This is a genomic window from Halochromatium sp., assembly GCF_054919635.1.
On the sequence record NZ_JBUDPI010000007.1, the window covers coordinates 1 to 26,767 of the forward strand.

22 protein-coding genes are annotated in these 26,767 nt (G+C 63.9%); 16 read left to right on the forward strand and 6 right to left on the reverse strand.

Going from position 1 to position 26,767, the window contains the following annotated elements; all coding sequences use genetic code 11:
* From msrA to ACY693_RS01110, 5 genes are all read right to left on the reverse strand, one after another.
* The coding region (msrA, locus tag ACY693_RS01090) for a peptide-methionine (S)-S-oxide reductase MsrA (protein ID WP_462319978.1) at positions 1–575 on the reverse strand (575 nt) is incomplete at its 3' end.
* Positions 576–968: 393 nt separating this feature from the next.
* A complete protein-coding gene (locus ACY693_RS01095; protein WP_462319979.1) occupies positions 969–4,454 on the reverse strand; it encodes an efflux RND transporter permease subunit in 3,486 nt (1,161 codons plus the stop codon).
* Positions 4,447–5,562, reverse strand: a complete 1,116-nt coding sequence (locus tag ACY693_RS01100) for an efflux RND transporter periplasmic adaptor subunit (RefSeq protein ID WP_462319980.1) — start codon at positions 5,560–5,562, stop codon at positions 4,447–4,449. The genes ACY693_RS01095 and ACY693_RS01100 overlap by 8 nt, the downstream gene beginning before the upstream one ends.
* A 46-nt stretch (positions 5,563–5,608) precedes the next feature.
* Positions 5,609–5,878 carry a hypothetical protein gene (locus ACY693_RS01105; protein ID WP_462319981.1) on the reverse strand — a complete coding sequence of 90 codons (270 nt, stop codon included), beginning with the start codon at positions 5,876–5,878 and terminating at the stop codon, positions 5,609–5,611.
* Positions 5,879–5,973: 95 nt separating this feature from the next.
* Complete coding sequence (locus ACY693_RS01110) at positions 5,974–6,414, reverse strand: FKBP-type peptidyl-prolyl cis-trans isomerase (protein ID WP_462319982.1); 441 nt, start codon at positions 6,412–6,414, stop codon at positions 5,974–5,976.
* Positions 6,415–6,671: 257 nt separating this feature from the next.
* On the opposite strand from ACY693_RS01110, the gene leuC reads away from it, so the two are divergent.
* The 15 genes from leuC (at position 6,672) to metZ (ending at position 25,029) form a co-directional block, all read left to right on the forward strand.
* Positions 6,672–8,093, forward strand: coding sequence for a 3-isopropylmalate dehydratase large subunit (gene leuC / locus ACY693_RS01115; protein WP_462319983.1), 1,422 nt, complete (start codon positions 6,672–6,674; stop codon positions 8,091–8,093).
* The gene (gene leuD / locus ACY693_RS01120) at positions 8,093–8,746 is read left to right on the forward strand and encodes a 3-isopropylmalate dehydratase small subunit (protein ID WP_462319984.1); all 654 of its coding nucleotides are present in this window, start codon (positions 8,093–8,095) and stop codon (positions 8,744–8,746) included. The genes leuC and leuD overlap by 1 nt, the downstream gene beginning before the upstream one ends.
* A 112-nt stretch (positions 8,747–8,858) precedes the next feature.
* Complete coding sequence (leuB, locus tag ACY693_RS01125; protein ID WP_462319985.1) at positions 8,859–9,947, forward strand: 3-isopropylmalate dehydrogenase; 1,089 nt, start codon at positions 8,859–8,861, stop codon at positions 9,945–9,947.
* A 62-nt stretch (positions 9,948–10,009) separates the two neighbouring features.
* Entirely contained in the window at positions 10,010–11,125 is a 1,116-nt protein-coding gene (gene asd / locus ACY693_RS01130; RefSeq protein WP_462319998.1) for an aspartate-semialdehyde dehydrogenase, read from the forward strand.
* Positions 11,126–11,327: 202 nt separating this feature from the next.
* Complete coding sequence (locus tag ACY693_RS01135) at positions 11,328–14,675, forward strand: FimV/HubP family polar landmark protein (RefSeq protein WP_462319986.1); 3,348 nt, start codon at positions 11,328–11,330, stop codon at positions 14,673–14,675.
* Between the two features lie 11 nt (positions 14,676–14,686).
* Positions 14,687–15,490 (forward strand): tRNA pseudouridine(38-40) synthase TruA, encoded by an 804-nt coding sequence (gene truA, locus ACY693_RS01140; protein WP_462319987.1) that lies wholly within the window; start codon positions 14,687–14,689, stop codon positions 15,488–15,490.
* Between the two features lie 182 nt (positions 15,491–15,672).
* Positions 15,673–16,299, forward strand: a complete 627-nt coding sequence (locus ACY693_RS01145) for a phosphoribosylanthranilate isomerase (RefSeq protein WP_462319988.1) — start codon at positions 15,673–15,675, stop codon at positions 16,297–16,299.
* Entirely contained in the window at positions 16,283–17,533 is a 1,251-nt protein-coding gene (trpB, locus tag ACY693_RS01150) for a tryptophan synthase subunit beta (protein WP_462319989.1), read from the forward strand. Before ACY693_RS01145 ends, trpB begins: the two co-directional genes overlap by 17 nt.
* Positions 17,530–18,363 carry a tryptophan synthase subunit alpha gene (trpA, locus tag ACY693_RS01155; RefSeq protein ID WP_462319990.1) on the forward strand — a complete coding sequence of 278 codons (834 nt, stop codon included), beginning with the start codon at positions 17,530–17,532 and terminating at the stop codon, positions 18,361–18,363. The genes trpB and trpA overlap by 4 nt, the downstream gene beginning before the upstream one ends.
* 22 nt (positions 18,364–18,385) lie before the next feature.
* Entirely contained in the window at positions 18,386–19,327 is a 942-nt protein-coding gene (gene accD, locus ACY693_RS01160) for an acetyl-CoA carboxylase, carboxyltransferase subunit beta (protein WP_462319999.1), read from the forward strand.
* A gap of 5 nt (positions 19,328–19,332) precedes the next feature.
* The gene (locus tag ACY693_RS01165; RefSeq protein ID WP_462319991.1) at positions 19,333–20,748 is read left to right on the forward strand and encodes a bifunctional folylpolyglutamate synthase/dihydrofolate synthase; all 1,416 of its coding nucleotides are present in this window, start codon (positions 19,333–19,335) and stop codon (positions 20,746–20,748) included.
* Between the two features lie 34 nt (positions 20,749–20,782).
* Positions 20,783–21,502, forward strand: coding sequence for an SPOR domain-containing protein (locus ACY693_RS01170; protein ID WP_462319992.1), 720 nt, complete (start codon positions 20,783–20,785; stop codon positions 21,500–21,502).
* A 174-nt stretch (positions 21,503–21,676) separates the two neighbouring features.
* Positions 21,677–22,168: a CvpA family protein gene (locus ACY693_RS01175; RefSeq protein WP_462319993.1), complete on the forward strand. Its 492-nt coding sequence runs from the start codon at positions 21,677–21,679 to the stop codon at positions 22,166–22,168.
* Positions 22,169–22,178: 10 nt separating this feature from the next.
* Entirely contained in the window at positions 22,179–23,696 is a 1,518-nt protein-coding gene (purF, locus tag ACY693_RS01180; RefSeq protein WP_462319994.1) for an amidophosphoribosyltransferase, read from the forward strand.
* Between the two features lie 10 nt (positions 23,697–23,706).
* Positions 23,707–25,029 (forward strand): O-succinylhomoserine sulfhydrylase, encoded by a 1,323-nt coding sequence (gene metZ / locus ACY693_RS01185; protein WP_462319995.1) that lies wholly within the window; start codon positions 23,707–23,709, stop codon positions 25,027–25,029.
* A gap of 60 nt (positions 25,030–25,089) precedes the next feature.
* Here the strand turns inward: metZ and tal are convergent, their stop codons facing one another.
* A complete protein-coding gene (gene tal, locus ACY693_RS01190) occupies positions 25,090–26,058 on the reverse strand; it encodes a transaldolase (RefSeq protein ID WP_462319996.1) in 969 nt (322 codons plus the stop codon).
* A 513-nt stretch (positions 26,059–26,571) separates the two neighbouring features.
* Here tal and ACY693_RS01195 point away from each other — a divergent pair.
* The coding region (locus ACY693_RS01195; protein ID WP_462319997.1) for a hypothetical protein at positions 26,572–26,767 on the forward strand (196 nt) is incomplete at its 3' end.

Here is a 26,767-nt window from a genome sequence, read left to right on the forward strand (position 1 = left end):
TAGCCATCGGGATTCTTCTTGAGGTAGTCCTGGTGATAGGTCTCGGCGCGATTATAGTTGCGCAGCGGTGCGATCTCGGTGGTGATCGTCCCATAGCCGGCAGCGCTCAGCGCCTGTTGATAGGCGTCGCGGGTCTCGATGGCAACGGCGCGTTGTGCCTGGTTCGAGTAGTAGATCGCGCTGCGGTAGTTACTGCCGACATCATTGCCCTGCCGATCGCCCTGGGTCGGGTTATGGTTCTCCCAGAACCCAATCAGCAACCGCTCAAGGCCAACCTGCTCGGGGTCGAAGGTCACCTTGACCACCTCAGCGTGGTTGCGCGCGTCGGTGCGGCCGCGTTGGATGCGCTTCTCGAGATTCAGCACATCGCGATAGCTGGTGCGCGCGGCATCGCCGCCGGCGTAACCGGATTCGACATCGAGCACGCCCGGGATCTCGGACATACGTTTCTCGGCGCCCCAGAAGCAGCCCATGCCGAGCACGATAGAGTCGGTTGCGGCCAGTGCCTGCAGAGGCAGGGCGACCACAATGGTGGCAAAGAGGGCGGGGAGCAGAAGACGGGAAACTGAGGGCATGGGGTGTGTGGCCTGATGTTGACGAAGCTAACGTCTGAGACCGCCGCGCGGGTGGAGTTGTTTCATAAAACCGAAACTGGAGAGGCTTCGCTCAGCCGGGCGCCGGTTTCCGACAACTGCTAGGCCAGGATCTCGATCAGCGATCTCGATCAGCAACCCGTTAGCGATCTGCTCCTTACTTTGGAGAGATCGCTTTCGCTGTCACGCTGATCAAGCCAATCTGCTGTCGATCGTTTAGGCGATTGCCGGGAAAGCTCATACCGAATTTCGCCGGATTTTCGTTTCCCTTCGAGGAGCGTCGCCAGGAGCATAGCCGGCTATATGACCGGCGCCGCGACGAAGAAGGCGAGCGAAAAGACCAGCAAGGCGCTAAGAGCCTTGACAGAAATCGCCCTAGCCCGTCGCGGTCCGAATCCACTCCACTCGCTTGCGCATGACGCCGTAGTAGACGACCGGGATCACCACCAGCGTCAGCACGGTGGAGACGAACAGGCCGAACAGCAACGACACCGCCAGGCCCGAGAAGATCGGGTCGCTGAGGATGAAGGAGACACCGGCCATGGTCGCCAGCGCCGTGAGCACGATGGGCTTGGTGCGGACCACCGCTGAGCCGATCACGGCCTCCTCGAGCCGGTCTCCGGCGCGCACCTGCTGATTGATAAAATCCACCAGCAGGATCGAGTTGCGCACGATGATGCCGGCGAGGGCGATCATGCCGATCATCGAGGTCGCGGTGAACTGGGCACCGATCAGCGCGTGGCCGGGCAGGATACCGATGATGGTCAGCGGGATCGGCGCCATGATGATCAACGGCACCACGTAGCTGCGGAACTGGAACACGACCAACAGATAGATCAGCACCAGCCCGAAGGCATAGGCGATCCCCATGTCGCGGAAGGTCTCGTAGGTGACCTGCCATTCGCCATCCCACTTGATACTGGGCTCGTAGGGGTTCTCGGGCTGGCTGGTGTACCATTGCGCGAGGTCTCCGTCGAGCTGGCCGGCGATGGAGAAGAGTCCGTACAGCGGGCTGTCGATCTCGCCGGCCATGTTGGCGGTGACATAGACCACCGGCAGCAGATCCTTGTGGTAGATGCTGTGCTCGCGCTGGCTGTCGACGACCGTCACGATCTCCGATAGCGGCACCAGTTGGCCACCGCGAGAGCGCACCCGCAGCGCTAGCACCTGATCCAGATCGGCCTTGTCCGCCTCGGCGTACTCGACCCGGATCGGCACCGCGTACTTGACATTGGCGCCGTGCAGATAGGCCATGTCCTCGCCGCCGAGTACGCTGGCCAGGGCCTCGGCGACGCTGGCTTGATCGACTCCGAGCTGGGCCGCCTTGGGCCGGTCGACCAGGAGGACGAACTTGGGCCCTGGATACTCCATCGAGTCATCGATATCGACGATGTCCTCGGTGCCGGCAAAGACGTCGCGCACCTGCTCGGCGAGCGCCATCTGCTCGGTGTAGTCGATGCCATAGATCTCGGCGACTAGCGGCGCGAACACCGGCGGTCCCGGCGGGATCTCGACGATCTTGGCATTGCCGCCATGGCGATCGGCGATCGCCTGCAGCGGCTCGCGCAGCCGCAGCGCGATGGCGTGGCTCTTGTCGTCACGCTGACCATCGGCGACCAGATTGACCTGCAGGTCGCCCTGATGGGCTTGATCACGCAGGTAGTATTGGCGCACCAGGCCATTAAAATTCATCGGCGAGGCGGTGCCTGCATAGGCCTGATAATCGGCGACCTCGGGTTGGGTCTCGAGATAGTCGCCCATCTCACCGAGCACGCGCGCGGTCTGCTCCAGGCTGCTGCCCTCGGGCATGTCGAGCACGATCTGCAGCTCGCTCTTGTTGTCGAATGGCAGCATCTTCAGGATCACTGTCTGACTCACCGGCAGCAGCAGCGAGGCGCCGATCAGCAGCAGGATGCCGGCAAGCAACAGCCAGCGGTTGATCAGGCCGCGCCGCCCTTCCAGAAAAGGGGTGATCAGCCGATCGAACAGCCATTGCAGCCGTGGATTGGCCTCGCCCTCGTCCTTTGTCTCCTGCTGATGCGCTGGCGCCGGCGCGCCGCCAGAGGCGAGACGCCGATTGGCTGCATCCTGTGATACTGCATTACCGTCTGGCCCAAGAGGCGGGTTGACCCCATCCAGTGACGCCGCACCGCCGCCCGCCGCGTCTTGCGGAGCGAGCTGAGCTGGTCCGGCGATGGCCGCATCATGGCGTCGGCCGAGCACCTGATAGGCGAGCCAGGGCGTGAGCACGAAGGCGACGGCCTGGGAGATGACCATCCCCATCGAGGCATTGATCGGGATCGGACTCATGTAGGGCCCCATCAGCCCGGAGACGAAGGCCATTGGCAGCAGCGCAGCGATGACGGTGAAGGTGGCGAGGATGGTGGGGCTGCCGACCTCGTCGACCGCGCCCGGCATCAGGTCGAGCATCTTGCGCCGGCCAATGGCCATGTGACGGATGATGTTCTCGACCACGACGATGGCATCATCGACCAGGATGCCGATGGAGAAGATGAGCGCAAACAAGGACACCCGGTTGAGGGTGAAGCCATAGGCCCAGGAGGCAAACAGGGTCAGCATCAGGGTGACGATGACCGCGCCGCCAACCACCAGCCCGGCGCGCCAGCCCATCGCTAACGCCACCAAGACGATGACGGTGATGGTGGCGGACGCCAATTCCGTAATCAGCTTGCGCGCCTTGGCGTCGGCCGTTTCGCCGTCGTTGCGGGTGATGCTGACCTCGACGCCGTCGGGGATGAAGATACCCTCGAGCTGATCGAAGCGGGCGATGATCTGCTCGGCAACGGCCACCGCGTTGGTGCCTTCCTGCTTAGCCACGGCGATGGTCACCGCCGGGGTCGTGCCGGCCAGCGGGAGGCTGTCGACGTCGCCGGGACTGTTGCTGGTGCTCGCACTGGCACCGGGACCAGTGCCCATCCAGACATAGGCTTGAGGGACCTCCGGACCGCGCTCGATGCGGGCGACCTCGCGCAGATAGACTGGGCGGCCACCGTGCATGCCAACCACCAGCTCGGCGATGTCATCGACGCTGGCGAGCATGGTGCCGGCCTGAACCTGGATCGCTTGGTTGTCGGCGACGATGGCGATGTCGTCGCGACTGTGGTTTCCGGCCTGCAAGGCGCGGCTCAGGTCGGTCAGATCGATGTCGTGCGAGGCCAGCGCCTGCGGATCGAGGATGACCCGCATGACTTGCTGTGGGGCGCCCACTGTGTAGACATCACGGGTGCCGGGCACCCGCTTCAGCTCCTGCTCGATGGCATGGGCGACCTGCCCCAACTCATAGGCGCCGAGCCGCTCGTCCGCCGACCAGAGGGTCGCGGTCAGGATGGGCACGTTATCGATGCCTTTGGGCTTGATCAGCGGCTGGCCGACGCCGAGGCTGTCGGGCAGCCAATCGGCGTTGGAGTGCACCTTGCTCCATAGCCGCACGATGGCATCGGTGCGGTCTTCCCCGACCTCGAATTGTACCGAGATCAGGGCCATGCCCGGACGCGAGACCGAGTACACATGCTTGACGCCCTGGATCTCGGACAACACCTGCTCGGCCGGGCCGGCGACGAGGTGCTCGACCTCGCTCGCCGAGGCGCCGGGGAAGGGGATGAAGACGTCGGCAAAGGTGACGTTGATCTGCGGCTCTTCCTCACGCGGCGTCATCAGGATCGCGAACAATCCGAGTAGAAGGCCGACCAACGCCAGCAGCGGCGTGATCTTGGCGTCCTGAAAGCGTTGGGCGATGCGCCCGGAGATACCGAGCCTTGAGGCTTGGGCCGGTGGTTCTGCGGCTCCGGCGGCGCTGGAGGCCCCGGCGGTGCTATCGGAATTGAGGTTAGACTCAGCCATCTTGGCGGTCCTGTCGGTCCCGGCGGCTCGCCTCGGCTTGGCGTTTGAGTGCGACGCCAGCGGCGATCGGGTCGAGTGCGACCCGCTCGCCTGCGCTCAGACCGGAAAGGACGACGATCTCGTCGTCGATGGTCCCGCCAGTACGGATCTGGCGCAATCGGATGCGGCCGTCCTCGCTGACCACGTAGGTGCCGGTGACCTCGGAACGGTAGACCACGGCGGCGCTGGGGATGCTGAGCTCCTCTTTGTCGCCGGTGACGATGGCGGTCTTGACGAACATCCCGGGGAAGAGTCCTTCGGTCTGCGTCTCGAGATCGGCGCGCACCTTGAAGGTGTTCGAACCGAGATCGGCGAAGGGGAAGACGGTGATTCGGCTCGGCTCCGCGACCTTGCCATTGGGAAGGTAGATCTTGATCTCGCCGCGCTCGCGCACCGCCGGGATCACGCTCTGCGGCACATCGATGATCACCCGCAGCTCTTCCAGTGAGATCCCGCTCATCACCGGGCTGCCAGGGCTGGCCACCTCGCCAAGCTCGACATGGCGGCGGGTGACGATGCCGGAGTAGGGCGCGCGAATCTGGGTGTACTCCAGCTGCTCTTGCGCCTGCTCCAGGTTCGCTTGTGCCGCTTCGAGACGGGCGGTGGCGCTTTCGAGGTCGGCCTCGGCCTGGTCCATCGCGGACTCGGAGACGTTCTGCTGCTGATACAGTCCTTGGATACGGGCATACTCGTCGCGTGACTGCTCAAGCTGCGCCGAAGCCGATCTCAGATCGGCGGCCGCTTGCGCGAGCCGCGCGCGATGCTCGGTATCACGCAAGCGCACGACGACCTCTCCCTTCTCGACGAAGTCATCGACGTCATAGAGGATCGCCTCCACCTGGCCACTAGTCTGCGCCGAGACCGTGGTGCGGTTGATCGCCTCGACCACGCCGTCGAGCCGATATTCCCGAGGCACGACGCGGTACTGAGCCTCGGCGGTGGCAATGATGGTCGCGTCGTTATCTTTGGTTGGATCTGCAGCGGTCTCGGTGCTGATGGCGTCGTTAGCGGAGAGCAGCAGGGGGACGAGGAGTGCCCATCCTAGCCGGAGTGTGTGAGTCGAGGTCATCGATGGAGACTCCGTAAATTAGTGTTTCCTTATAGTAACCCAGGTGCTAGGCCAGAAGCTCGTCTGGTGTGGTTGCGCGGTTGCTCTCGAGCATGCGCTGGAAACGCTGCGGATCGCGTTTCAGGATGTCGACATATTCGTCCAACAACGTGGCCCACTGTGGGCCGCCATGCTCGCGAAACTTGGCCAGCGCGACGAGCAGGATCTTCGCCGCGGCGCGCAGCTCGCGCTGGTCACCGCCGCCATAGTGCTGCACGAGCTCGGCGTAGAGGGCTTCGACGCGCTCGACGGGGGGTTGGGGGTCGTTGGTGGACATAGGATCAATAGCCTAGCATGCTGCTTGGTCTTGGGCGCCCAGTATCGCGCCCAGTGATCGTTAAGAGATCGTTAACAGTATTGTTACAGGATCGTTCAGACGACCTCGATCACCTGCGCGCGGATGCGGAGACCGCGGCGCGCCAGCGGATGATTGAAGTCGATCTCGACCTCGGTGTCGTTCGCGTTGAGAACGGTGCCTGGGGTCTGTTGGCCACCTGGGGCTTGAAACTGAATCACCTGCCCCGGCTCCGGCTCGAAGCCTTCCGGCAGGTCAGGGCGCGGGACCTGATGGATCAACGCCAGGTCATGCGTGCCGAAGACTGCAGCGCCATCGGCCAAGATCTGCTCATCGGCGCCTGGCTCCAGACCGAGCAATAGGTGCTCGAGGCCAGGCGCAAGGCTGCCATCGCCCACTCGGAAGCGTATCGGCTCATCGTCAAAGCTCGAGAGCACCTCGGTGCCGTCGTCGAGATGGATGGCGAGGTGCAAGCAGACCTGTTTACCGGGCCCGATCTTGGCTGTATTAGAAGTCAAATCTTCAATCCCTCACGTCTCGCTGCGATGTGGCGCATTATGCCGTTCGTCGCTTGGCTCAGTGGGTTCTCGCTGACCGGGACGGCGGGCAGCCAGAGTACTCGTTAAGCCGCTGATTTCGTTGCTATCCTCAATGGCACCCCTGTCTCGACGCAGCAGAGCCATGCTCGACGTCCACGGACCAGCACGCGCGCATTGAGCCTTGGGCGCCGGCCGTTTATCCTGTAGGGCTTGTCTTTCGATCGGAGCAACGCCCGATGGCCGCTCGTAGCGACCAACCAAGAACCCTTCTCGATACTATCTGGGACGACCATATCGTCCGCACCGATGAGCACGGCACCGCATTGCTGTACATCGACCGCCAGCTGGTGCACGAAGTGACCTCGCCGCAGGCCTTTGAGGGACTGCGGCTTGCCGGTCGCAAGCCGCGCCGACCCGAGGCCAATCTCGCTGTGCCGGATCATAACGTGCCGACCAGCGATCGGCATCTCGGCATCATCGATCCGATCTCGCGTCTGCAGGTCGAGACGCTCGAGGCCAATTGTCGCGAGTTCGGGATTCAACTCTTCGACATGGGCGATCCCCGCCAGGGCATCGTCCATGTGATCGGCCCCGAGCAGGGCTTCACCCAGCCCGGCATGACCCTGGTCTGCGGCGATAGCCACACCTCGACCCATGGCGCCTTCGGTGCCTTGGCATTCGGTGTTGGCACCTCCGAGGTCGAGCACGTGCTCGCCACCCAGTGCCTGCTGCAGCGCAAGCCCAAGAGCATGCTGATCAGTGTCGAGGGTCCGCTCGGCCCCGGAGTCACCGCCAAGGATATCGTGCTCGCGATCATCGGCGAGATCGGCACTGCTGGTGGCACCGGCCATGTGATCGAGTACGCCGGCGAGGCAATCCAGGCGCTGAGCATGGAGGGTCGAATGACGGTCTGCAATATGAGCATCGAGGCCGGTGCCCGCGCTGGATTGATCGGCATCGACGAAACCACCATCGATTATCTGCGCGATCGCCCGCAATCGCCGAAGGGTGAGGCCTTCGAGCAGGCGGCGGCCTATTGGCGCTCGTTGAACAGCGATCCGGGCGCCGAGTACGATCGGGTGGTGCGCATCGATGCCGCCAGCATTCGCCCGCAGGTCACCTGGGGCACCTCTCCGGAGATGGTGGTGCCCGTCGATGGGGCGGTCCCGGACCCAGATGAGGTCGCTGATCCGGTCAAGGCCGGCAGTTATCGGCATGCATTGACCTACATGGGCCTGCAGCCAGGCACGCCGATCGCCGAGATCGGCGTTGACAAGGTCTTCATCGGCTCTTGCACCAATGGCCGCATCGAGGACTTGCGCGCGGCCGCCGAGGTCGCCAAGGGCAAGCAGGTGGCACCCTCGATCAAGCTGGCGATGGTAGTGCCGGGCTCGGGCCTGGTGAAGCAGCAGGCTGAGGCCGAGGGGCTCGATCGCATCTTCATCGACGCCGGCTTCGAGTGGCGCGATCCGGGTTGCTCGATGTGCCTGGCGATGAATGCCGACCGACTCGAGCCTGGTGAGCGCTGCGCCGCGACCAGTAATCGGAACTTCGAGGGCCGTCAAGGACAGGGTGGGCGCACCCATCTGGTCAGTCCGGCGATGGCCGCGGCAGCCGCGGTTGCGGGTCGGTTTGTTGATGTTCGGGAGCTCGCCTGATGAAGCCATTCGAGACCTTTCGCGGCATTGTGGTGCCGCTCGATCGCGCCAATGTCGATACCGATGCGATCATTCCTAAGCAGTTCCTGAAGTCGATTCAGCGCACCGGCTTTGGCCCGAACCTGTTCGACGAGTGGCGTTACCTTGACCACGGCGAGCCGGGACAGGATTGCGCGGGTCGGCCCTTGAACCCGGATTTCGTGCTCAATGACCCGCGTTATGCGCAGGCTGAGATCCTGCTTACGCGCCATAATTTCGGCTGCGGCTCCTCGCGCGAGCATGCACCTTGGGCGCTGGCCGACCATGGCTTTCGGGTGCTGATTGCGCCAAGCTTCGCCGATATCTTCCGCCAGAATGCGATCAAGAACGGCCTGCTGCCGATCGTGCTCGACGAGCTGATCGTCGACGCGCTGTTTGCGCTGGCCGGCGGCGACACCGCGCTCGAGATCGAGGTCGATCTGCACGCTCAGCGGCTGCAGCCAAGCACCGGCGATGCGATCGCGTTCGAGATCGATGCCTTCCATCGGCATTGCCTGCTCAATGGTCTCGATGACGTTGGCCTGACGCTGGAGCGCGCCGACGAGATCACCGCCTATGAGGAGCGGCGTCGACAGCAGGCACCCTGGCTGTTTGCGCCGGCGGCATCGGCCTAGTCAAGTGCTGAGCGCATGTGACGGCTTGGCGCGAGTATCCAGTCCGGACATGTCTGACCACGATGGCGCATCCTGATCCCTGTTTGTGATTCTTGTCCCGACGGAGACACGCTTGTCCAAGAAGATTCTGATCCTGCCCGGCGATGGCATCGGCCCTGAGATCGTCGCCGAGGCCGTTAAGGTGCTCGACTGCCTGCGCAGCGACTTTGGTCTCGACATCGAGACCGAGACCGCGCTCGTCGGTGGCGCTGCCTACGATGACTGTGGCTCACCGCTGCCCGAGTCGACCCTTGACCTGGCCAAGGCTGCTGACGCGGTGCTGCTTGGCGCCGTCGGGGGGCCAAAGTGGGAGCCGCTGGAGATCGCGCTGCGCCCCGAAAAGGGTCTGCTCGGTCTGCGCTCCGGGCTTGGCCTGTTTGCCAACCTGCGCCCGGCGATCCTCTATCCGCAGCTCGCCGAGGCCTCGACCCTGAAGCCGGAGGTGGTCGCTGGACTCGATATCATGATCGTGCGCGAGCTGACCGGTGGCATCTACTTCGGTCAGCCGCGCGGCGTCGACACGTTGGAGAGTGGTGAGCGGCGTGGCATCAACACCCTGGTCTACACCGAGTCGGAGATCGAGCGCATCTGCCGCGTCGCCTTCGATACCGCGATGCAGCGCGGACGGCGCGTCTGCTCGGTGGATAAGGCCAACGTGCTCGAATGCACCGAGCTGTGGCGCGAGGTCGCGATCAGCGTCGGTCGTGACTATCCGCAAGTTGAGCTGAGCCACATGTATGTCGACAACGCGGCGATGCAGCTCGTACGTGCGCCCAAGCAGTTCGACGTGATGGTCACCACGAATATGTTCGGCGACATCCTTTCCGATGCGGCGGCGATGCTAACGGGCTCGATCGGCATGCTACCCTCGGCCTCGCTGAATGCAGTCAATCAAGGGATGTACGAGCCCATCCATGGCTCGGCACCGGACATCGCCGGCCAGGGTGTGGCCAATCCGCTCGCGACCCTGCTGTCGGTGGCGATGATGCTGCGCTACTCGCTGGTGGCCCCGGAGCATGCGGATCGAATCGAGCAGGCCGTGTCTCAGGTATTAGATCGGGGGCTGCGCACAGGTGATATCGCGGCGCCAGGCACGACGACGGTCGGCACGGTTGCCATGGGTGATGCGGTGCTTGAGGCGATCCGCGCCTCGGCTGGCTAGTGGTCGCGCAACCTGTCGCGCAAACCGTCGCGCAAACGATAGACAACAGAGGTGGGATGGAGATGAATCGGGTCGGTTTTGTTGGCTGGCGTGGCATGGTGGGCTCGGTCCTGATGGACCGGATGCGTGAAGAGGATGACTTCGCGCTGATTCCCGAGGCGCGGTTCTTCTCCACCTCGCAACAGGGTGAGCCGGGCCCCGATGTTGGCCAAGGCAGTCACCCGTTGCTCGATGCTCATGACCTGGACGCCTTGGCTGGAATGGATGCGATCGTCACCTGCCAGGGCGGCGAGTACACTGATCAGGTCTTCGAGCCGTTGCGCGCGCGGGGATGGCAGGGCTACTGGATCGATGCCGCATCGACCCTGCGCTTGCGTGAGGACAGCACCATCGTCCTCGACCCGGTGAATCTCGAGGTCATCCAGCGGGCGCTCGACGCTGGCAAGCGCGACTTCATTGGCGGCAACTGCACCGTGAGCCTGATGCTGATGGCGGTCGGCGAGCTGCTGCGCCGCGATCTGGTCGACTGGGTCAGCGCCATGACCTATCAGGCCGCCTCTGGCGCTGGGGCGCGTAACATGCGTGAGCTCTTGTCGCAGATGGGTGCCTTGCAGGCGAGCGTCGGCGAGCTGCTGGCTGACCCGCGCAGCTCGATCCTCGATATCGACCGCGCGGTGACCGCAGAAATGCGCAGCTACACCTTCCCCAGCGAGCAGTTTGGTGTCCCCCTAGCCGGGAGTCTGATTCCCTGGATCGACAAACCGATGGGCAATGGTCAGTCGAAAGAGGAATGGAAGGCGGGGGTTGAGACCAACAAGATCTTGGGCCGCTCAGCGAATGCGATCCCGATCGATGGCACCTGTGTACGCATTGGCTCGATGCGCTGTCATAGTCAAGGGCTGACCATCAAGCTCAAGCAGGCGATACCGATCGATGAGATCAGCGCGATGTTCGCCGCAGCGAACGACTGGGTGCGGGTGATCCCGAATGAGCGCGAGCAGACCATTGCCGAGCTCTCGACGGCGGCGGTCACCGGGACCTTGAGCATTCCAGTCGGTCGGCTGCGCACGATGGCGCAGGGACCAGAGTTTCTCAATGCCTTTACCGTCGGTGACCAGTTGCTCTGGGGCGCGGCGGAGCCGCTACGCCGGATGCTTCGCTTACTCCTAGAGCGTTGATGACGCGCGCGTGGAGCTGCCGATCGCTCACTGCCAGCGACGCAGATCCACGCCTGTCGGGTTTTTCCAGGAGTTTTTCCGGCAGGCGTCGAGCACGCGAGCCCGGGACGAACGATTGAGGCTCGGGCTAGGCCAAGTTTGGCGCCCGTTTTGGCACCAGTATTGGCACCAGGGGTGGCGCCAGAGCTGGCGACGGAAGTCGATGTTTCGGCCGCTAGCTCGTCGGTCCTGCGGCTACCTGCTTGGGATCATCATGCTGCTCCATGGTCCGCCGCTGGTCGCCTTGGGCCTCGGCGAGCTACGCACTCAGTCAGCGCTCAACCAGCCGTTCTATGGAGAGATCGACCTATTCGATCTCCACGAGCATGGACTCGATTCCGTCAAGGTCAGTCTCGCCAGCCGGTCCGCGTTCGAGCGAACCGGGATTGAGCGACCGCACTTTCTGACACGGCTCCAGTTTACCCCGATGCTGGGTCCCTCGGGCGAGCCGATGATCCAGGTCATCAGCCGCGAGCCTGTCCGTGAGCCCTTCCTCGATCTGCTCGTCGAGGTGATTTGGCCAGACGGGCGGCTGGTCAAAGAGTACTCGGTTCTGCTCGATCCGCCGGTTGTTGCCGGATCGGGGATGACTCGCGCATTGCCCCCATCTGCTCAGCGGGTCGACCGGCCGGTTCAGTCGCCCTTTGCCGCAGCTGCCGAGCGTTCGCGCTCGACGCGCGGCGGATCTTCTCCTGTTGACCCTGCTGAGGTGGGGGGCTCGGAAGATGTCGTGAGCAGGCCCCCGACGGCTGGCGCTCAGAGAGCGCTCGCCACTGGGGCTCGAGTCGTCGATGTCGAGATACCGGCGGAAGCCGCCGAGCTCGATTTTCCTCTGCACTACGGTCCTGTGCCCGCTGGGGCGGGACTCGCGACGATTGCGCGTCGTCTAGCTCCGCCAGGCGCGACCCTAGAGCAGACCGCGATGGCGCTCTACCGCAACAGTCAAGCCGCCTTTATCGGCTCAGACATCAATCGCTTGCGTGTCGGGGCGGAGCTCAGAATCCCGACCGCTGCGGAGCTGTTTGCGCTCGGACCACAGGCAGCCCGCCAGCAGTATCTTGCGGCCTTGGCAGGTCGTCCAGTGGTCAGGGCACCGCTGACCGACATCGATGCGCGCTTAACCATTGCGACCTCCGAGACGATCGAGAACGCTGCTGCCGAGCGCGCGGCTGTTGGTCGTGCGCCTGTCGAGGACGCCAATGTCGAGGAAGCCAGGGTCGATTTGGCAGAGCCTGCCTTGCCCGAAGGGACCGATCCTGGCTTGATCCCGGCGTTGGTCTCGGACTCGCCCCCAGAGCCGGTCTCGGATGTGGTCTCAGCGCTGGCCCCAGGCCAGAGCCCAGCGCAAGCCCTCAGGTCTGTTGCGCCGCCTATGCGCCCCGAGGCGGATGCCGCACTCGAGGCGGAGCTGCTGTTGATGCGAGAGGTCAGCGAGGCCAATCGCCAGGAGGCGGGCGAGCTCAGAACACGGGTACAAGAGCTCGAAGCGCAGCTGGACGATATTCGCCGCCTGCTCGAGCTTCGCAATGCGCAGTTGGCGAGTCTGTCGCAGGATCATGCTGACAGCAGGGTCGGGTTGCAGCCTGGGCGTGATGATGATGCGTCGGCGCCAGTCATAGATGGCGAGTCTGGAGTAGAGCGAGAGCCAGAGCCGGAACCAGAGTCAGCATCTGCCCAGACCCCCTCTGGGCAGAAGTCTGCTCCAGCCGTGGATGAGCGCGCTGTGGACCCAGCGCCCGCAGAAGGCGAGCTGGGGTTCGATCCGCTTACCCTGCTGGGCGACTGGCGCCAACGGCTCGTCAGCTGGGCATTGCCACTGTTAGCGGCCATGCTGCTCTTGGCCTTGTTGGCGCTGATGCTGCATCGTCGGAGGCAACAGGCGACCGCGGTTGCTGCAGTCGACTCGACCGATGACGAAGGTCCGCCGGCTGAGTGGGCCGAGGGACAGGGGGAACGACTGGACGAGCTGAGATTGGACCCAGAGTGGCCGATTGCGGACGCGCCCAGCGCGAGCAGCACCGGTGTCACGGCGATGATTGCAACGAGGGTCGAGAAGCCGGCCCTCGCCGCTGAGCAGCGCCCGCTGTTGGAGCAGGAGCACTGGACAGAAGAAGGGGCGCTTACCGATCGCTCGGCTGAAGTCGTTGATGCGCAGATTGAGGAGACGAGCGATCGGCGCAGTCTAGCTCCTCGAGAAGCGCTGATCCTTGGGCCGAGCCCACCAGGACAAGACCTTTTGGAGACCCGGCGGCCTGAGCAAGAGCGACCCGAGCGAGAGCGACCCGAGCAAGGGCGGCCTGAGCAAGATCGGCCTGCGCAAGAGCAACCAGATGCGCAACAGCCCGCGCTCGATCTTGGCGAGATCGAGGACCAGGCCTCGGAGTCGACCGCCGCCGAGCATCTGCCTGATGTTGAGCAGACCCAGATGGTCGAGCAGGAACAACACGCTGCATCGACATCTGCGGCACCTATGGCGACGAAGCGCAACGGCTCGGAGCCTGGCAAGGCCGTGTTGACTGAGCTTGACGGTCTGGCCGAGGCGGAGGTCTATCTGACCTATGGCCGCTATGCTGATGCCGAGCGGGTGTTGAGGGAGACAATGGCTGTCGCTGGCGAGAGTGCGGAGCTGCGCTATAAGCTGGCTGAGACCTATCTTGCCGCAGGCGACCTCGCCGCCTTGGCCTTGCTGGCTGACCAGATGCGACGCGCGGCTGAGGCTGAGCTTGATCGCGATCGGTGGACGAGGATTGAGAGCGCGCTGGCCGGAAGGCCCACAGAGCTTGACTCAAGCATCGACGCGGCCGCTGACGATGACGACGAGGAGCTGTTTCTCGATCTCGATGACCTTGAGGAGAACCTTGAGGACGTCGGCCAGATCGCGGCGACTGCGACGAGCCAGCCGCCGTCTGGGCGAGATCAAGCGGCTGTCCTTGATGGGTCCGGTGACGATCGCAACCGCCTCGATCTCGATCTCGCTGCGTTGGATGCGATGACCAATGAAGGACCGGCCCAAGCTCGGTCGTCAGCGCCAGAGCCAGAGCCAGAGCCAGAGCCAGAGCCAGCGGCTGATCTACAAACGCTAGGCCATGAGGACTGGACGACGTCGGACAACGCAGCCGATCTACAATGGCCGATTCTTGCCACCCTGCCTGATGAAGATGCTGTCTTAGCTGATCCAACCGACTCTCGATCACTCCCGCATGTGCATGGCGAAGCCGAGCCCAAGCGGGAGCCCGACCCCGAGCCCTTTTTCACTGCGTCAGCACCCGTCGACTCGAACGATTCAGATTTGACCTTGGCCACTGCATCTGAAGACGGCCCCGAGGATGAGCGCGGGCCGCTCGACACCAACGATGGCTGGGACGAGATGGGTCTGAAGCTCGATTTGGCCCGCGCTTACTTGGACATGGATGACCCAGATGCTGCTCGTGCCATCCTTAATGATGTCTTGGCCGAGGGGCGTGATGAGCAGCGGCGCGAGGCAGAGTCCCTCTTGGCGGGGTTGGATTGAAGGTATCGCAGATGGATCGGATCGCGCTCGGTGTTGAATACCTGGGCAGCAACTATTGTGGCTGGCAGTACCAGCATCATGACCTCAGCGTGCAGCAGGTCTTGGAGCAGGCGCTCGCCCGGGTCGCCGATCGACCGATCAGGGTCCATTGTGCGGGGCGCACCGACGCGGGGGTGCACGCCACGGGGCAGGTGGTGCATTTTGAGACACCGGTTGAGCGACCGGATCGGGCCTGGACCCTCGGCGTCAACGCCAACCTGCCCGACGATGTCGCGGTGCGCTGGGCTCGGCCGGTGGACGCCAGCTTTCATGCGCGCTTTTCGGCTGTGGCGCGGCATTATCGCTATTTGATCCTGCGCCGGCCGGTGCGCTCGGCGCTCTGGCATCAACGCGCACTCTGGACCCATTGGCCGCTCTCGGTGGCGCCGATGCGCGAGGCGGCAGCGGCGTTGGTCGGTCGGCACGACTTCACCAGCTTCCGCGCCCTGGCTTGTCAAGCGAAGAGTCCGGTACGCACCCTGGAGTATCTCGATCTCATCGAGCGTGGAGCCCTAATCGAGCTCAATGTCGGCGCCGATGGCTTCCTGCATCATATGGTGCGAAATCTGGTCGGCGTCCTGCTGGCGATTGGGCGCGGCGAGCGCCCGGTTAGCTGGGCCGCCGAGCTGCTTGCGTTGAGGGATCGCGCCCGCGGTGGGGTCACTGCGCCGGCGCATGGCCTCTATCTGGTACGCGTGGATTATCCTGAAGGGTTTGGGCTGCCGGGCGATCCAGACCTGCCAAGTGATCCAAAGGCGCTGACCTCCGACTACTGAACTGATCATCGGATCTGGGACCGGCCTAGGTGGCGGACCGGCGATCGGCCCCATAGGGACCCGTCCCGAGGTGGGAACCCGTCGCCGGTCCCCAGATCGGCAAGATGCAAGCGAGAGTGGACCAGACGACGGCAGGTTGGCTGTGATCTAATGCACGGTTTGTGATTTAAACAGGGCTGTCGATGCGAACGCGGGTCAAGTTCTGCGGTCTCACCCGACTTGCCGATGTGGATACGGCAGTCCGGCTTGGGGTCGATGCGATTGGACTGGTCTTCCACCCGGCGAGTCCTCGCGGTGTCGACGCCGCACAGGCCGTCCAGCTGGCTGCGGCGGTGCCGGCGTTCGTGTCCACGGTTGGGCTGTTCGTTGATGCTGAGGCCGAGCGCGTCCGCTCGGTGCTCGAGCAGGTTCCGCTCGCCGCGCTGCAGTTCCATGGCGCTGAGCCAGCGGACTATTGCCGCAGCTTCGGGCGACCCTGGATCAAGTCGGTGGCGGTGCGTCCCGGCGTGGATCTCGAGGCCGAAGCACGGCGCTACGAGGGTGCGAGCGCGTTGTTGCTCGATACCTACGATCCAGTGCTTGCTGGCGGCACCGGTCGCAGCTTCGACTGGGGCCTGGTGCCGGCTCAACAAGCGCGGCGCATGATCCTCGCCGGCGGGCTGGCAGCCGCGAATATCGCCGATGCGATTCGCCAGCTTCGTCCTTACGCGGTGGATGTGAGTGGCGGGATCGAACGGGCGAAGGGCGTCAAGGACCCAGATAAGATGACTGATTTCATGAAAGGTGTACGCGATGGCGACCAGAGCTGAAGATCTTGGACGCGGTGAGCCCCCGCTGATGGCCGCAGAGCCCTATCAGTGGCCCAACGCCCGTGGTCACTTCGGGCCCTATGGCGGGATGTTCGTGCCGGAGACGCTGATGCATCCGCTCACCGAGCTACGTCAGGCCTATGAGCGTTATCTCGGTGATCCGGACTTCCTGCGCGAGCTCGATGCCGACCTGCGTGACTATGTCGGCCGGCCGTCGCCGGTCTACCATGCCGAGCGCTGGAGTCGCGAGCTCGGCGGGGCGCAGATCTTCCTCAAGCGTGAAGACCTCAATCACACCGGCGCGCACAAGGTCAACAACACCATCGGCCAGGCACTGCTCGCGCGGCGCATGGGCAAGACCCGAATCATCGCCGAGACCGGTGCCGGCCAGCACGGTGTCGCCAGTGCCACGGTTGCGGCCCGGCTCGGGCTCGACTGCGTGGTCTACATGGGCGAGGTCGATGTGGCGCGCCAAGAGGCCAATGTCTATCGGATGCGCCTGCTCGGTGCCGAGGTGGTCGCGGTCAAGTCCGGTACCCGCACCCTCAAGGACGCGCTGAACGAGGCGATGCGTGACTGGGTCACCAACGTCGACAATACCTTCTACATCATCGGCACCGTGGCCGGCCCCCATCCCTATCCGGCGATGGTGCGCGACTTCCAATCGGTGATCGGCCGCGAGGCGCGCGGGCAGATGATCGAGCAGACCGGTCGATTGCCGGATGTGGTGATGGCCTGTGTCGGCGGCGGCTCGAACGCCATCGGTTTGTTCCATCCGTTCATCGAGGATACCGAGGTCGCGATGATCGGGGTCGAGGCCGCCGGCGACGGGCTCGAAACCTGTCGCCACGCGGCACCGCTCTGTGCTGGCGAGCCCGGCGTGCTGCATGGCAACCGCACCTATCTGATGGAAGACGCCAACGGGCAGATCCGCGAGACGCATTCGGTCTCGGCCGGACTGGATTATCCGGGTGTTGGCCCCGAGCACGCCTGGCTAAAGGATACCGGTCGGGCACGCTATGTCGCCGTGACCGATGACGAGGCCCTGGCCGCCTTCCATGGATTGACGCGCACCGAAGGCATCATCCCGGCGCTCGAGACCAGCCACGCCTTGGCGCAGGCGGCCAAGCTCGCGCCGACCCTGCGCAAGGATCAGAGCATCCTTATCAATCTCTCCGGGCGTGGCGACAAGGACATGCAAACCGTCGCACAGATGGATGGGCTGCAGCTATGAGCCGCATTCAGACCCTATTCGAGCGCCTGCGGGACGAGGGCCGTACCGCGCTGATTCCGTTCATCACCGCTGGTGATCCCACCCCTGAGCTGACCCTGGAGCTGATGCACCGGATGGTGGCCGCCGGTGCCGATCTGATCGAGCTCGGCGTGCCGTTCTCGGACCCGATCGCTGATGGCCCGGTGATTCAGCGCGCGACCGAGCGTGCCTTGGCGAACGGCGTCTCCCTGCGCGATGTGCTCGATATCGTCCGGCGCTTCCGCGAGACCAATGAGCAGACCCCCGTGGTCCTTATGGGCTATCTGAACCCCATCGAGGTCATGGGCAACCTGGTCTTTGCCGCGGCGGCGCGCGACGCCGGTATGGACGGCGCACTGGTTGTCGATGTGCCGCCGGAAGAGAGCCACGAGCTGGTCGACGCGGTCAAGGCGCAGGGCCTGGACCTGGTCTATCTGTTGGCGCCGACCTCGGATGCCGCGCGGATTGAGGCGATCGCAGAGGTCGCCTCCGGCTTCGTCTATTACGTCTCGGTCAAGGGCGTGACCGGTGCTGGCAATCTCGATGTCGAGGAGGTCAGCGCCAAGCTGGACGCGATCCGCGCCCGGATCGAGCTGCCGGTCGGGGTCGGCTTTGGGATCAGGGATGCGGCCGCAGCGGCCCAGGTCGCGCGGGTTGCCGATGCCGTGATCGTCGGCAGCGCGATCGTCGGCCGGATCGAGGCGCTCGCGCAGGAAGGCCAGGCCGATCGCATCCCTACGGTCATTGGCGACTTCCTCGGCGAGCTGCGTACTGCCATCGACGAGACCAACCACGGAGGCCAGCATGGCTGAAAAGACTGCCCGCGGTGAGGCGATGAGCTGGTTCGAGAAGCTGATTCCCAGTCGTATCCGCACTGAGGCCATCAGCAAGCGTGCCGTCCCAGAGGGACTCTGGGATAAGTGCCCAGGGTGCAACGCGGTGCTCTACCGGGCCGACCTGGAGCGCAATCTCGAGGTCTGTCCAAAGTGTGGCTACCATAATCGGGTGCTGGCGCGCAAGCGGTTGGAACAGTTCTTCGATCCCGAGTCGGCTGAGGAGATCGGCACCGAGCTGGAATCGACCGATCCGCTCAAGTTCAAGGATATGAAGAAGTACAAGGATCGGCTCAGCCAGGCGCAGAAGCAGACGGCAGAGAAGGATGCGCTGATCGCCATGCGCGGTCGGCTCAAGGGCATGGCCTGTGTCGCGGTGGCATTCGAGTTCAAGTTCATGGGTGGCTCGATGGGCTCGGTGGTCGGCGAGCGCTTCGTGCGCGCGGTCGACGTGGCGCTCGAGGAGAATGCCGCCCTGGTCTGCTTCTCGGCCAGCGGCGGTGCGCGCATGCAGGAATCGCTGTTCTCGCTGTTTCAGATGGCCAAGACCAGCGCGGCGCTGGGCCGGCTGCGCGAGGCACAGCTGCCGTTCATCTCGGTGATGACCGACCCGACCATGGGCGGCGTCTCGGCGAGCCTGGCCATGCTGGGGGATATCAATATCGCCGAACCGGGAGCGCTGATTGGCTTTGCCGGTCCGCGGGTGATCGAGCAGACCGTGCGCGAGACGCTCCCCGACGGTTTTCAGCGCAGCGAGTTCTTGCTCGAGCACGGGGCACTGGACCAGATCTGCGATCGCCGCGAGCTGCGGGATCGGATCAGCGAGCTGATTGCGATGCTGATGCGTCGCTCGCTGCTCGACCAAGAGGGACCGGAAGAGCTTAGTGGCTCCACCGAGCTGGTGGTGACCGAGGCCCGCGCCCTGTTGCCGAGTCCGCTCTGAGCAGCGTGGACGTACAACGTTCCACCTTGTCTGGCACCGGCCTGAGTGATGATGGCCTTGGCGACGCTGGCCCTAGTGATGCTGGCCTCAGTGATGCTGGCCCGGCCACCGCTGAGACGATCGCTCTCAACCCCCGGTTTCAGACCCTGGCGGACTGGCTGGCGTGGCAGGAGACACTGCATCCAAGCCGAATCGATCTCAGGCTCGAGCGCGTGGGCGCCGTCTGGAAGCGCCTGCATCCTGAGCTGCCGCCCGGTCAGCTGCCCTGTCCGGTCATCACGGTTGGTGGGACCAATGGCAAGGGCTCCTGCGTCGCCTATCTCGAGGCCTGGTCTCTGGCAGCCGGCTATCGGTGTGGCGCCTATACCTCCCCGCATCTGCTGCAATACAACGAGCGTATCCGCATCGACGGGGAGATGGCGTCTGATGCAGACCTGTGCGACGCCTTTGCTCGTATCGATCAGGCTCGTGTCGATGCGCCACTGACCTATTTCGAATTCGGAACCCTGGCGGCGCTCGACCTCTTCGTCCAGGCCGGTATCGAGATCGTCTTGCTCGAGGTCGGTCTCGGTGGTCGTCTCGATGCGGTGAACATCATCGATGCCGATGTCTCCCTGGTGGCCAGCATCGGTCATGACCATTCGGCCTGGCTCGGCGACAGCCTGGATCAGATCGCCTTCGAGAAGGCGGGCATCTTCCGCCCGGGACGCCCGGCGGTGATTGGTCAGCGCGACGCGCCGGCGCGATTGCGAGCGCGCGCGAGCGAGATCGGCGCGCTGCCGATGCAGCTTGGACAGGAGCTTGACTGGACCGCCGACGCCGGTCAATGGTCCTGGCGCGGACCGAGCGGCAAGCGATATCGGGCGCTGCCCGCGCCAGCATTGAGAGGTCGTCAGCAATACGACAACGCCGCCGCTGCGCTCTGTGCGCTGGATTACCTCAGCGATCGGCTTCCGATCAGTCTAGCCGCGATTCGGCAGGGGTTGCTGCGGGTTCAGCTTGCCGGGCGTTTTACTGTGCTGCCGGCGCATCCAACCTGGGTCCTCGACGTCGCGCATAACGATCAGGCGGCGCTGAGCCTGGCCGAGAACCTATCCAGCTATCCTTGCGCTGGGCGCCGCCTGGCAGTGCTATCGTTGCTTGCTGACAAGGACGCGCGTGCTGTGACCGCCCCGCTGGCGCCGTTGATTCAGTGCTGGCACCTAGGGCTGGCGGCAAGTGATCGGGCGATGGCCTTGGATGATCTGGTCGCGGCCCTGGCTGAGGTTGCGCCAGCAACAGCCTGTCTCGCGCATCCAGACCTTGATCAGGCGCTTGCCGCCGCGGCCGCAGAGGCTGGTCCGGACGATCTGATCCTGGTGTTTGGCTCGTTCAAGGCGATCGAGGCGGCGCTGCGCAGTCCGATCATCGCTACTGTATAATCATCGATGGTTCAACGAGCGGATAGCCTGTGGCATGACGCGGATGGATGAGGCGGCGAAGAGACGTCTAGTCGGTGCAGCCGTATTGGTTGCGCTGGCGGTGATCTTTGTGCCGATGCTGGTCGAGCAAGGCGATGAGGGGATAGGAGAGCCGATCCTGATCCCTGATGCGCCTTATCTGGACGACGGTTCTGACCCTAATGCGTCATGGGGCCGCTCGACCTCATCGATCGACCAGCCTCTGCCTGAGCCGGACGACCTGACGATGCCGTTGCCGACACCGGAGCCACCGCCATCGGCGCTCGATGGTCAGATTGATGCGGGGCCTGCTGCGGGGCTTGATGCGGGCCGCGATGCCCAGCCGGCACGAACAGAGTCGCGCTCGGCTGCTCCAGCATCGTTGGGGCAGGGTCGCGCAAGCGCGTCCAGCGCTCCAACATCGACCACCCGCACCGATCAGGGCCGCAGTGCTGGTGCCGGTCGCGCCCCGGCGGGTCCTAAGCCTGTGCCATCTGGGACCACCGCCTGGGTGATCCAGGTTGCGAGTCTGGCCTCGCCGGAAGCGGCGCGCCAGCTCCAAGATGAGCTGCGGACAAAGGGCTATCCGGCCTTTGTCGAGCAAGCCGATGTTCGCGGCCGCCGTTACTACCGAGTGCGTATCGGACCAGAAGTGGAGCGTGGGCGGGCGGATCAGCTCGCCGAGCAGCTGGCAGCAGACACCGGCGGACAGCCACTGGTTCAGCGCTATCCTTGAGTCTGTGCTAACCCTCAGGTATCGGTCCGGTCCTCGCCCTGGCACTGTAGCCGGCGGCCTAAAGTGGGATCCTGATGCGCAGTCGCAGGCTCTTTGATCCGCTGTTTTTCTAGACGGGGCTCGAGGACGATCTGACCACAACAGGCCCGTCGCTTCGTTTAAGCAGGACCAACTATGATCTGGGTTGATTACGTCATCATCGCCATCATCGCGCTCTCGGCGCTGATTGGGCTGGCGCGCGGGTTGGTGAGAGAGGTGATCTCTCTGGTGGTCTGGGTCGCTGCACTAGCGGCCGCTTGGCTCTTCTATGAGCCCTTGGCGCTCGAGCTGACACCCTGGATCTCAACGCCTTCGCTGCGGATCGGCGTCGCCGTCTTGATCCTGGTGTTCGGTGTGCTGATTGCTGGCGCCATCTTTGGCTACATGCTCGCAACCCTGGTCGACAAGACCGGGCTGAGTGGCACGGATCGGCTCCTGGGTGTGATCTTCGGCGCGGCACGCGGCGCTGTGTTGGTCGCTTTGGTGGTCTTCCTCGCCTCCCTGACGCCGATCACCGATGACCCCTGGTGGGATCAATCGCAGCTCCTGGATCAGTTCAAGATCCTCGCCGATTGGATGCTGGAGCAAGTCCCTCCGGACGTCACCGAGCGCATCAAGGCGCTATGAGCTAATCCCCATGTGTGGAATCGTTGGCATCGTCGGCAAATCGCCGATCAATCAGATCCTCTATGACGCGCTCTTGGTGCTGCAGCATCGTGGGCAGGATGCCGCGGGCATCGTCACCAGTGATAGCAAGAAGCTGCACATGCGCAAGGATACCGGGCTGGCTCGGGATGTCTTCCGCACCCGACACATGCTGCGCCTGCGCGGCAATATGGGCATCGGCCATGTGCGCTATCCCACCGCCGGTGGATCATGCTCATCCGAGGCGCAACCCTTCTACGTCAACTCGCCCTACGGGATCGTGCTGGCGCATAACGGCAATCTGACCAACGCTGAAGAGCTCAAGCGCGACGTCTTTGTCGACGACCTGCGCCACATCAACACCGAGTCCGATTCCGAGATCCTGCTCAACGTCTTCGCCCACGAGCTGCAGCTGCAGAACAAGCTGCGCATCGATGAGCAGGACATCTTCCGCGCCGTCGAGGGCGTGCATCGGCGCTGCCGCGGTGGCTATGCGGCCGTGGCGATGATCCCGGGCTTTGGCGTCTTCGGCTTTCGCGACCCGCACGGCATCCGCCCGGTGGTCTATGGCGAGCGCGAGACCGAGGCGGGCAAGGAGTACATCATTGCCTCCGAGAGCGTGGCGCTGGATACCATCGGCTTCGAGCTGATCGGCGATGTGGCGCCGGGTGAGTGCGTCTTCATCGATATCGACGGCAACCTGCACACCAAGCAGTGTGCGCCGCAGCCGGTGCTCTCACCCTGCATCTTTGAGTTTGTCTATTTCGCCCGTCCCGACTCGATCATCGACAACATCTCGGTGCACAAGGCGCGCTCGCGCATGGGCAAGAAGCTGGCGAGCAAGATCAAGCGGGACTGGCCCAGTCACGACATCGATGTCGTGATCCCCGTCCCGGATACCAGCCGCACCGCGGCCCTGCAGCTGGCCAATCACCTGGGTGTGCCCTACGCCGAGGGCTTCATCAAGAACCGCTATATTGGTCGCACCTTTATCATGCCAGGCCAGCAGGTGCGCAAGAAGTCGGTGCGCCAGAAGCTGAATGCGATCGATCTCGAGTTTCGAAAGAAGAATGTGCTGCTGGTCGACGATTCCATCGTCCGCGGCACCACCTCGCAACAGATCATCCAGATGGCGCGCGACGCCGGGGCGCGGCGGGTCTATTTCGCCTCCGCTGCGCCGCCGGTGCGCTACCCGAACGTCTATGGGATCGATATGCCCTCGGCCAGCGAGCTGATCGCGCACGAGCGCAGCGAGGCCGAGATCGAGCGCGAGCTCGGCGCCGATCGGCTGTTCTTCCAAGACCTCGATGACCTGATCGACGCGGTCCAGAAGCGCGGCAAGAGCCTGGTCGATCGCTTCGATACCTCGGTCTTCGATGGCGTCTATGTAACCGGCGATGTCACGCCGGGCTACCTCGAGGAGCTTGAGAGCGCCAGGAACGATGGCGCTAAAGCGGAGCGTCAGTCGCGCCAGGACGAGACCGTGATCGAGCTCTACAACACCGCATGAGGTGATGCTGATGGATGCGGTGGATACGGAGCTAAACCCGGCAGGGACCCCGGGCTTCGCGACCCGAGCGATCCGGACGGGCCATCAGCGTACCGCCGAGGGCGAGCATTGCGAGCCGATCTTTCCGACCTCGAGCTTCGTCTTCGCGAGCGCGGCCGAGGCCGCAGCGCGCTTCTCGGGCGAGCAGCCGGGCAACATCTATTCGCGCTTCACCAATCCGACCGTGCGTGCCTTCGAGCAGCGCCTCGCGGCGCTGGAAGGCGGCGAATCATGCGTTGCAACTGCCTCCGGAATGGCCGCGATCCTAGCGACCTGCATGGGCTTGCTGCAGGCCGGCGACCGCATCCTGGCGGCGCGCAGTCTGTTCGGCAGCACCACGATGCTGTTCGACAAGTACCTGGCCCGTTTCGGCATCCTGACCGACTATGTCCCGCTCAGCGATCTGGATGCCTGGGCTGCCGCGATTCGGCCCGAGAGCAAACTGCTGTTCGCCGAGACGCCGTCGAACCCGCTCACCGAGATGGTCGCGATCCGGCCGCTGAGCGAGCTCGCCCATGCCCACGGCTGCCTGCTTGCGATCGACAACTGTTTCTGCACGCCGGCGCTGCAGCGACCGCTCGAGCATGGCGCCGACCTGGTGATCCACTCGGCGACCAAGTACCTGGATGGGCAGGGCCGGTGCGTCGGCGGTGCCGTGGTCGGCGATGCCAAGCGCGTTGGCGAGGACGTCTACGGCGTGGTGCGCACTGCCGGGCCGTCGCTCAGTCCGTTCAATGCCTGGTTGTTCCTCAAGGGCTTAGAGACGCTGCAGCTGCGCATGCGAGCCCACGCCGAAAGCGCCCTGGCATTAGCGCAATGGCTGGATCAGCATCCAGGCGTCGCACGCGTCTACTATCCCGGTCTGCCTGATCACCCGCAGCATCATCTGATCGCGGGCGCAACAGATAGCGGCGCAGATGCAGATGCAGGTGCAGGCACGAACACAGGCACGAACACAGGCAAAGGCACGGGCAATACGGCGCAGCAGCACACGGGCGGCGGCATCGTCTCCTTCGAGGTCGCCGTCGATCATCCCAGCCGTGCGCGCGAGACCGCCTGGTCGGTGATCGACGCCACACGGCTGCTCTCGATCACCGCCAACCTCGGCGACACCAAGACCACCATCACCCATCCCGCAACCACCACCCACGGCCGTCTGAGCCCCGAGGCCCGGGCCGCGGCTGGGATCAGCGAGGGGCTGATCCGGATTGCGGTCGGGCTCGAGGATCTCATCGATATTCAAACCGATCTCGAGCGTGGGCTGCCGGGCATCGGCGAATCGGTTCAACCTTAAGCAGTCGGCACCGGCACCGGCGATACCGCCGTCTAAGTGAACGACTGCGGGCAGGTCGTGTCAGCAGTTCTTGCAGATCCCGCGGGTGAATTCCTCGAGCTTGTGGGTGTCGGCGGCGAAGAGTCGGATGCCTTCCGAGAGCTTATCGGTCGCCATGGCGTCTTCGTTGAGCGCCCAGCGGAACGCCTGCTCGTTAAAGCTGACTCGGGGGAGGTCCATTGATTGTGCTGCCTCGGCGTCGAGCTTGCGCGGTACTGGGCCGTCGGTCTCGGCCAGCTCGGCGAGGAACTTGGGCGCGATGGTCAGGTAGTCGCAGCCAGCAAGCTCGAGGATCTCATCGAGGTTGCGGAAGCTGGCGCCCATGACGATGGTGTCGTAGCCGTGGCGCTTGAAGTAGTTGAAGATCTGGGTCACGGATTTGACGCCTGGGTCTTCGTCCGCGGGATAGCCATTGACGTTCTCGGCATGCTTGTACCAATCCAGGATGCGCCCGACGAAGGGTGAGATCAGGGTGGCCCCGGCCTCGGCGCAGGCGACGGCCTGCGGGAAGCTGAACAGCAAGGTGAGATTACAGTGGACGCCTTGGCTTTCGAGATGCTCAGCGGCCCGGATGCCCTCCCAGGTCGAGGCGATCTTGAACAGCACGCGCTCGCGCGGATCGACGCCAATATCCTCATAGAGCTGAATCAGGCCCTCGGCGCGGGCGATGGTCGCCTGGGTGTCGAATGACAGTCGTGCGTCGATCTCGGTTGAGACGCGGCCGGGCACGATCTTCAGGATCTCGGCGCCGAAGTTGACCGCGAGCTTGTCCATGGTCCAGCGTGCGTGCTCGTCGGCGTTATTGCCCTTGTCCTTGCCGAAGCTCACCGCGTCTTCGACCAGATGGCGGTAGGCTGGCATCTGCGCAGCCTTATAGAGCAGCGACGGGTTCGTGGTGGAATCCTGCGGCTTGTACTCGGCGATAGCCTCGAAGTCGCCCGTATCGGCGACCACGGTGGTCATGGTCTTGAGTTGCTCGAGCTTGCTCATGCAGCGTTGCCTCGTCTAGATCAGTGATGGATCGGCGTTCGCCAGAGCGAGCACCATAGTCGATATCGATGACAGTTGTGAATGCTTGTCGTGACCGGCTGGCCACTGACCCAGGCTGTGACCCAGGCTGTGATCCAGCGTTGCGATTCCGATGCGGTCAGTTATGGCACTTGGACAACTTCGTCTTGCTTCATGGGTTGAGTGTCACAATCTCGTCATAATTCACGTCCTCGCTTAAGAAGATACCGTTTCATGAGGCAAAGGCACCTAGCTAGGCAAGGGCATGTTGAGCTCCTTATTCCGCCCGAGCTGGAGTGTGCCGGGCTGATTGAGGCCGTTGGTCAGCAGTTTTCGGTCATCCGAGAATCTGACAAGACGCTGAGTCGCCGATTCTATGACAGCTTCGATTGGCGGCTGTTTAATGCAGATGTCAGTCTCGAATGGCGTTTCGATGAAAGCCCGACACCCGCCCAGTCGCGATCGAGCCCTCTTCAGGCGGCACCAGCTCAGCCCATGCTCCACTGGGGCAGGCTCATCGCGGCGGATGCTGAGCTGCTCCAACAGCCGCTGGAATCTGAGCCTGGCCTGCTCGACGAGATGCCAGCTGGACCGGTGCGGGACCAGCTTGCTCGGCTTCTTGAGATGCGTCGGCTGCTACCCCTTGTGGACGTCATCTCGCAGCAGACGCCGTTGCGCCTGCTAAACGAGG

What these genes read in the sequence shown, in the direction of transcription:
- ACY693_RS01145 (WP_462319988.1), top strand. Translation starts at nt 15,673, where the DNA reads ATGCGAACGCGGGTCAAGTTCTGCGGTCTCACCCGACTTGCCGATGTG.
- metZ (WP_462319995.1), top strand. Translation starts at nt 23,707, where the DNA reads ATGGATGCGGTGGATACGGAGCTAAACCCGGCAGGGACCCCGGGCTTC.
- ACY693_RS01100 (WP_462319980.1), bottom strand. Translation starts at nt 5,562, where the DNA reads ATGACCTCGACTCACACACTCCGGCTAGGATGGGCACTCCTCGTCCCC.
- truA (WP_462319987.1), top strand. Translation starts at nt 14,687, where the DNA reads ATGGATCGGATCGCGCTCGGTGTTGAATACCTGGGCAGCAACTATTGT.
- accD (WP_462319999.1), top strand. Translation starts at nt 18,386, where the DNA reads ATGAGCTGGTTCGAGAAGCTGATTCCCAGTCGTATCCGCACTGAGGCC.
- trpB (WP_462319989.1), top strand. Translation starts at nt 16,283, where the DNA reads ATGGCGACCAGAGCTGAAGATCTTGGACGCGGTGAGCCCCCGCTGATG.
- purF (WP_462319994.1), top strand. Translation starts at nt 22,179, where the DNA reads ATGTGTGGAATCGTTGGCATCGTCGGCAAATCGCCGATCAATCAGATC.
- ACY693_RS01135 (WP_462319986.1), top strand. Translation starts at nt 11,328, where the DNA reads ATGTTTCGGCCGCTAGCTCGTCGGTCCTGCGGCTACCTGCTTGGGATC.
- ACY693_RS01170 (WP_462319992.1), top strand. Translation starts at nt 20,783, where the DNA reads ATGACGCGGATGGATGAGGCGGCGAAGAGACGTCTAGTCGGTGCAGCC.
- tal (WP_462319996.1), bottom strand. Translation starts at nt 26,058, where the DNA reads ATGAGCAAGCTCGAGCAACTCAAGACCATGACCACCGTGGTCGCCGAT.
- ACY693_RS01175 (WP_462319993.1), top strand. Translation starts at nt 21,677, where the DNA reads ATGATCTGGGTTGATTACGTCATCATCGCCATCATCGCGCTCTCGGCG.
- leuD (WP_462319984.1), top strand. Translation starts at nt 8,093, where the DNA reads ATGAAGCCATTCGAGACCTTTCGCGGCATTGTGGTGCCGCTCGATCGC.
- leuC (WP_462319983.1), top strand. Translation starts at nt 6,672, where the DNA reads ATGGCCGCTCGTAGCGACCAACCAAGAACCCTTCTCGATACTATCTGG.
- asd (WP_462319998.1), top strand. Translation starts at nt 10,010, where the DNA reads ATGAATCGGGTCGGTTTTGTTGGCTGGCGTGGCATGGTGGGCTCGGTC.
- ACY693_RS01105 (WP_462319981.1), bottom strand. Translation starts at nt 5,878, where the DNA reads ATGTCCACCAACGACCCCCAACCCCCCGTCGAGCGCGTCGAAGCCCTC.
- trpA (WP_462319990.1), top strand. Translation starts at nt 17,530, where the DNA reads ATGAGCCGCATTCAGACCCTATTCGAGCGCCTGCGGGACGAGGGCCGT.
- ACY693_RS01095 (WP_462319979.1), bottom strand. Translation starts at nt 4,454, where the DNA reads ATGGCTGAGTCTAACCTCAATTCCGATAGCACCGCCGGGGCCTCCAGC.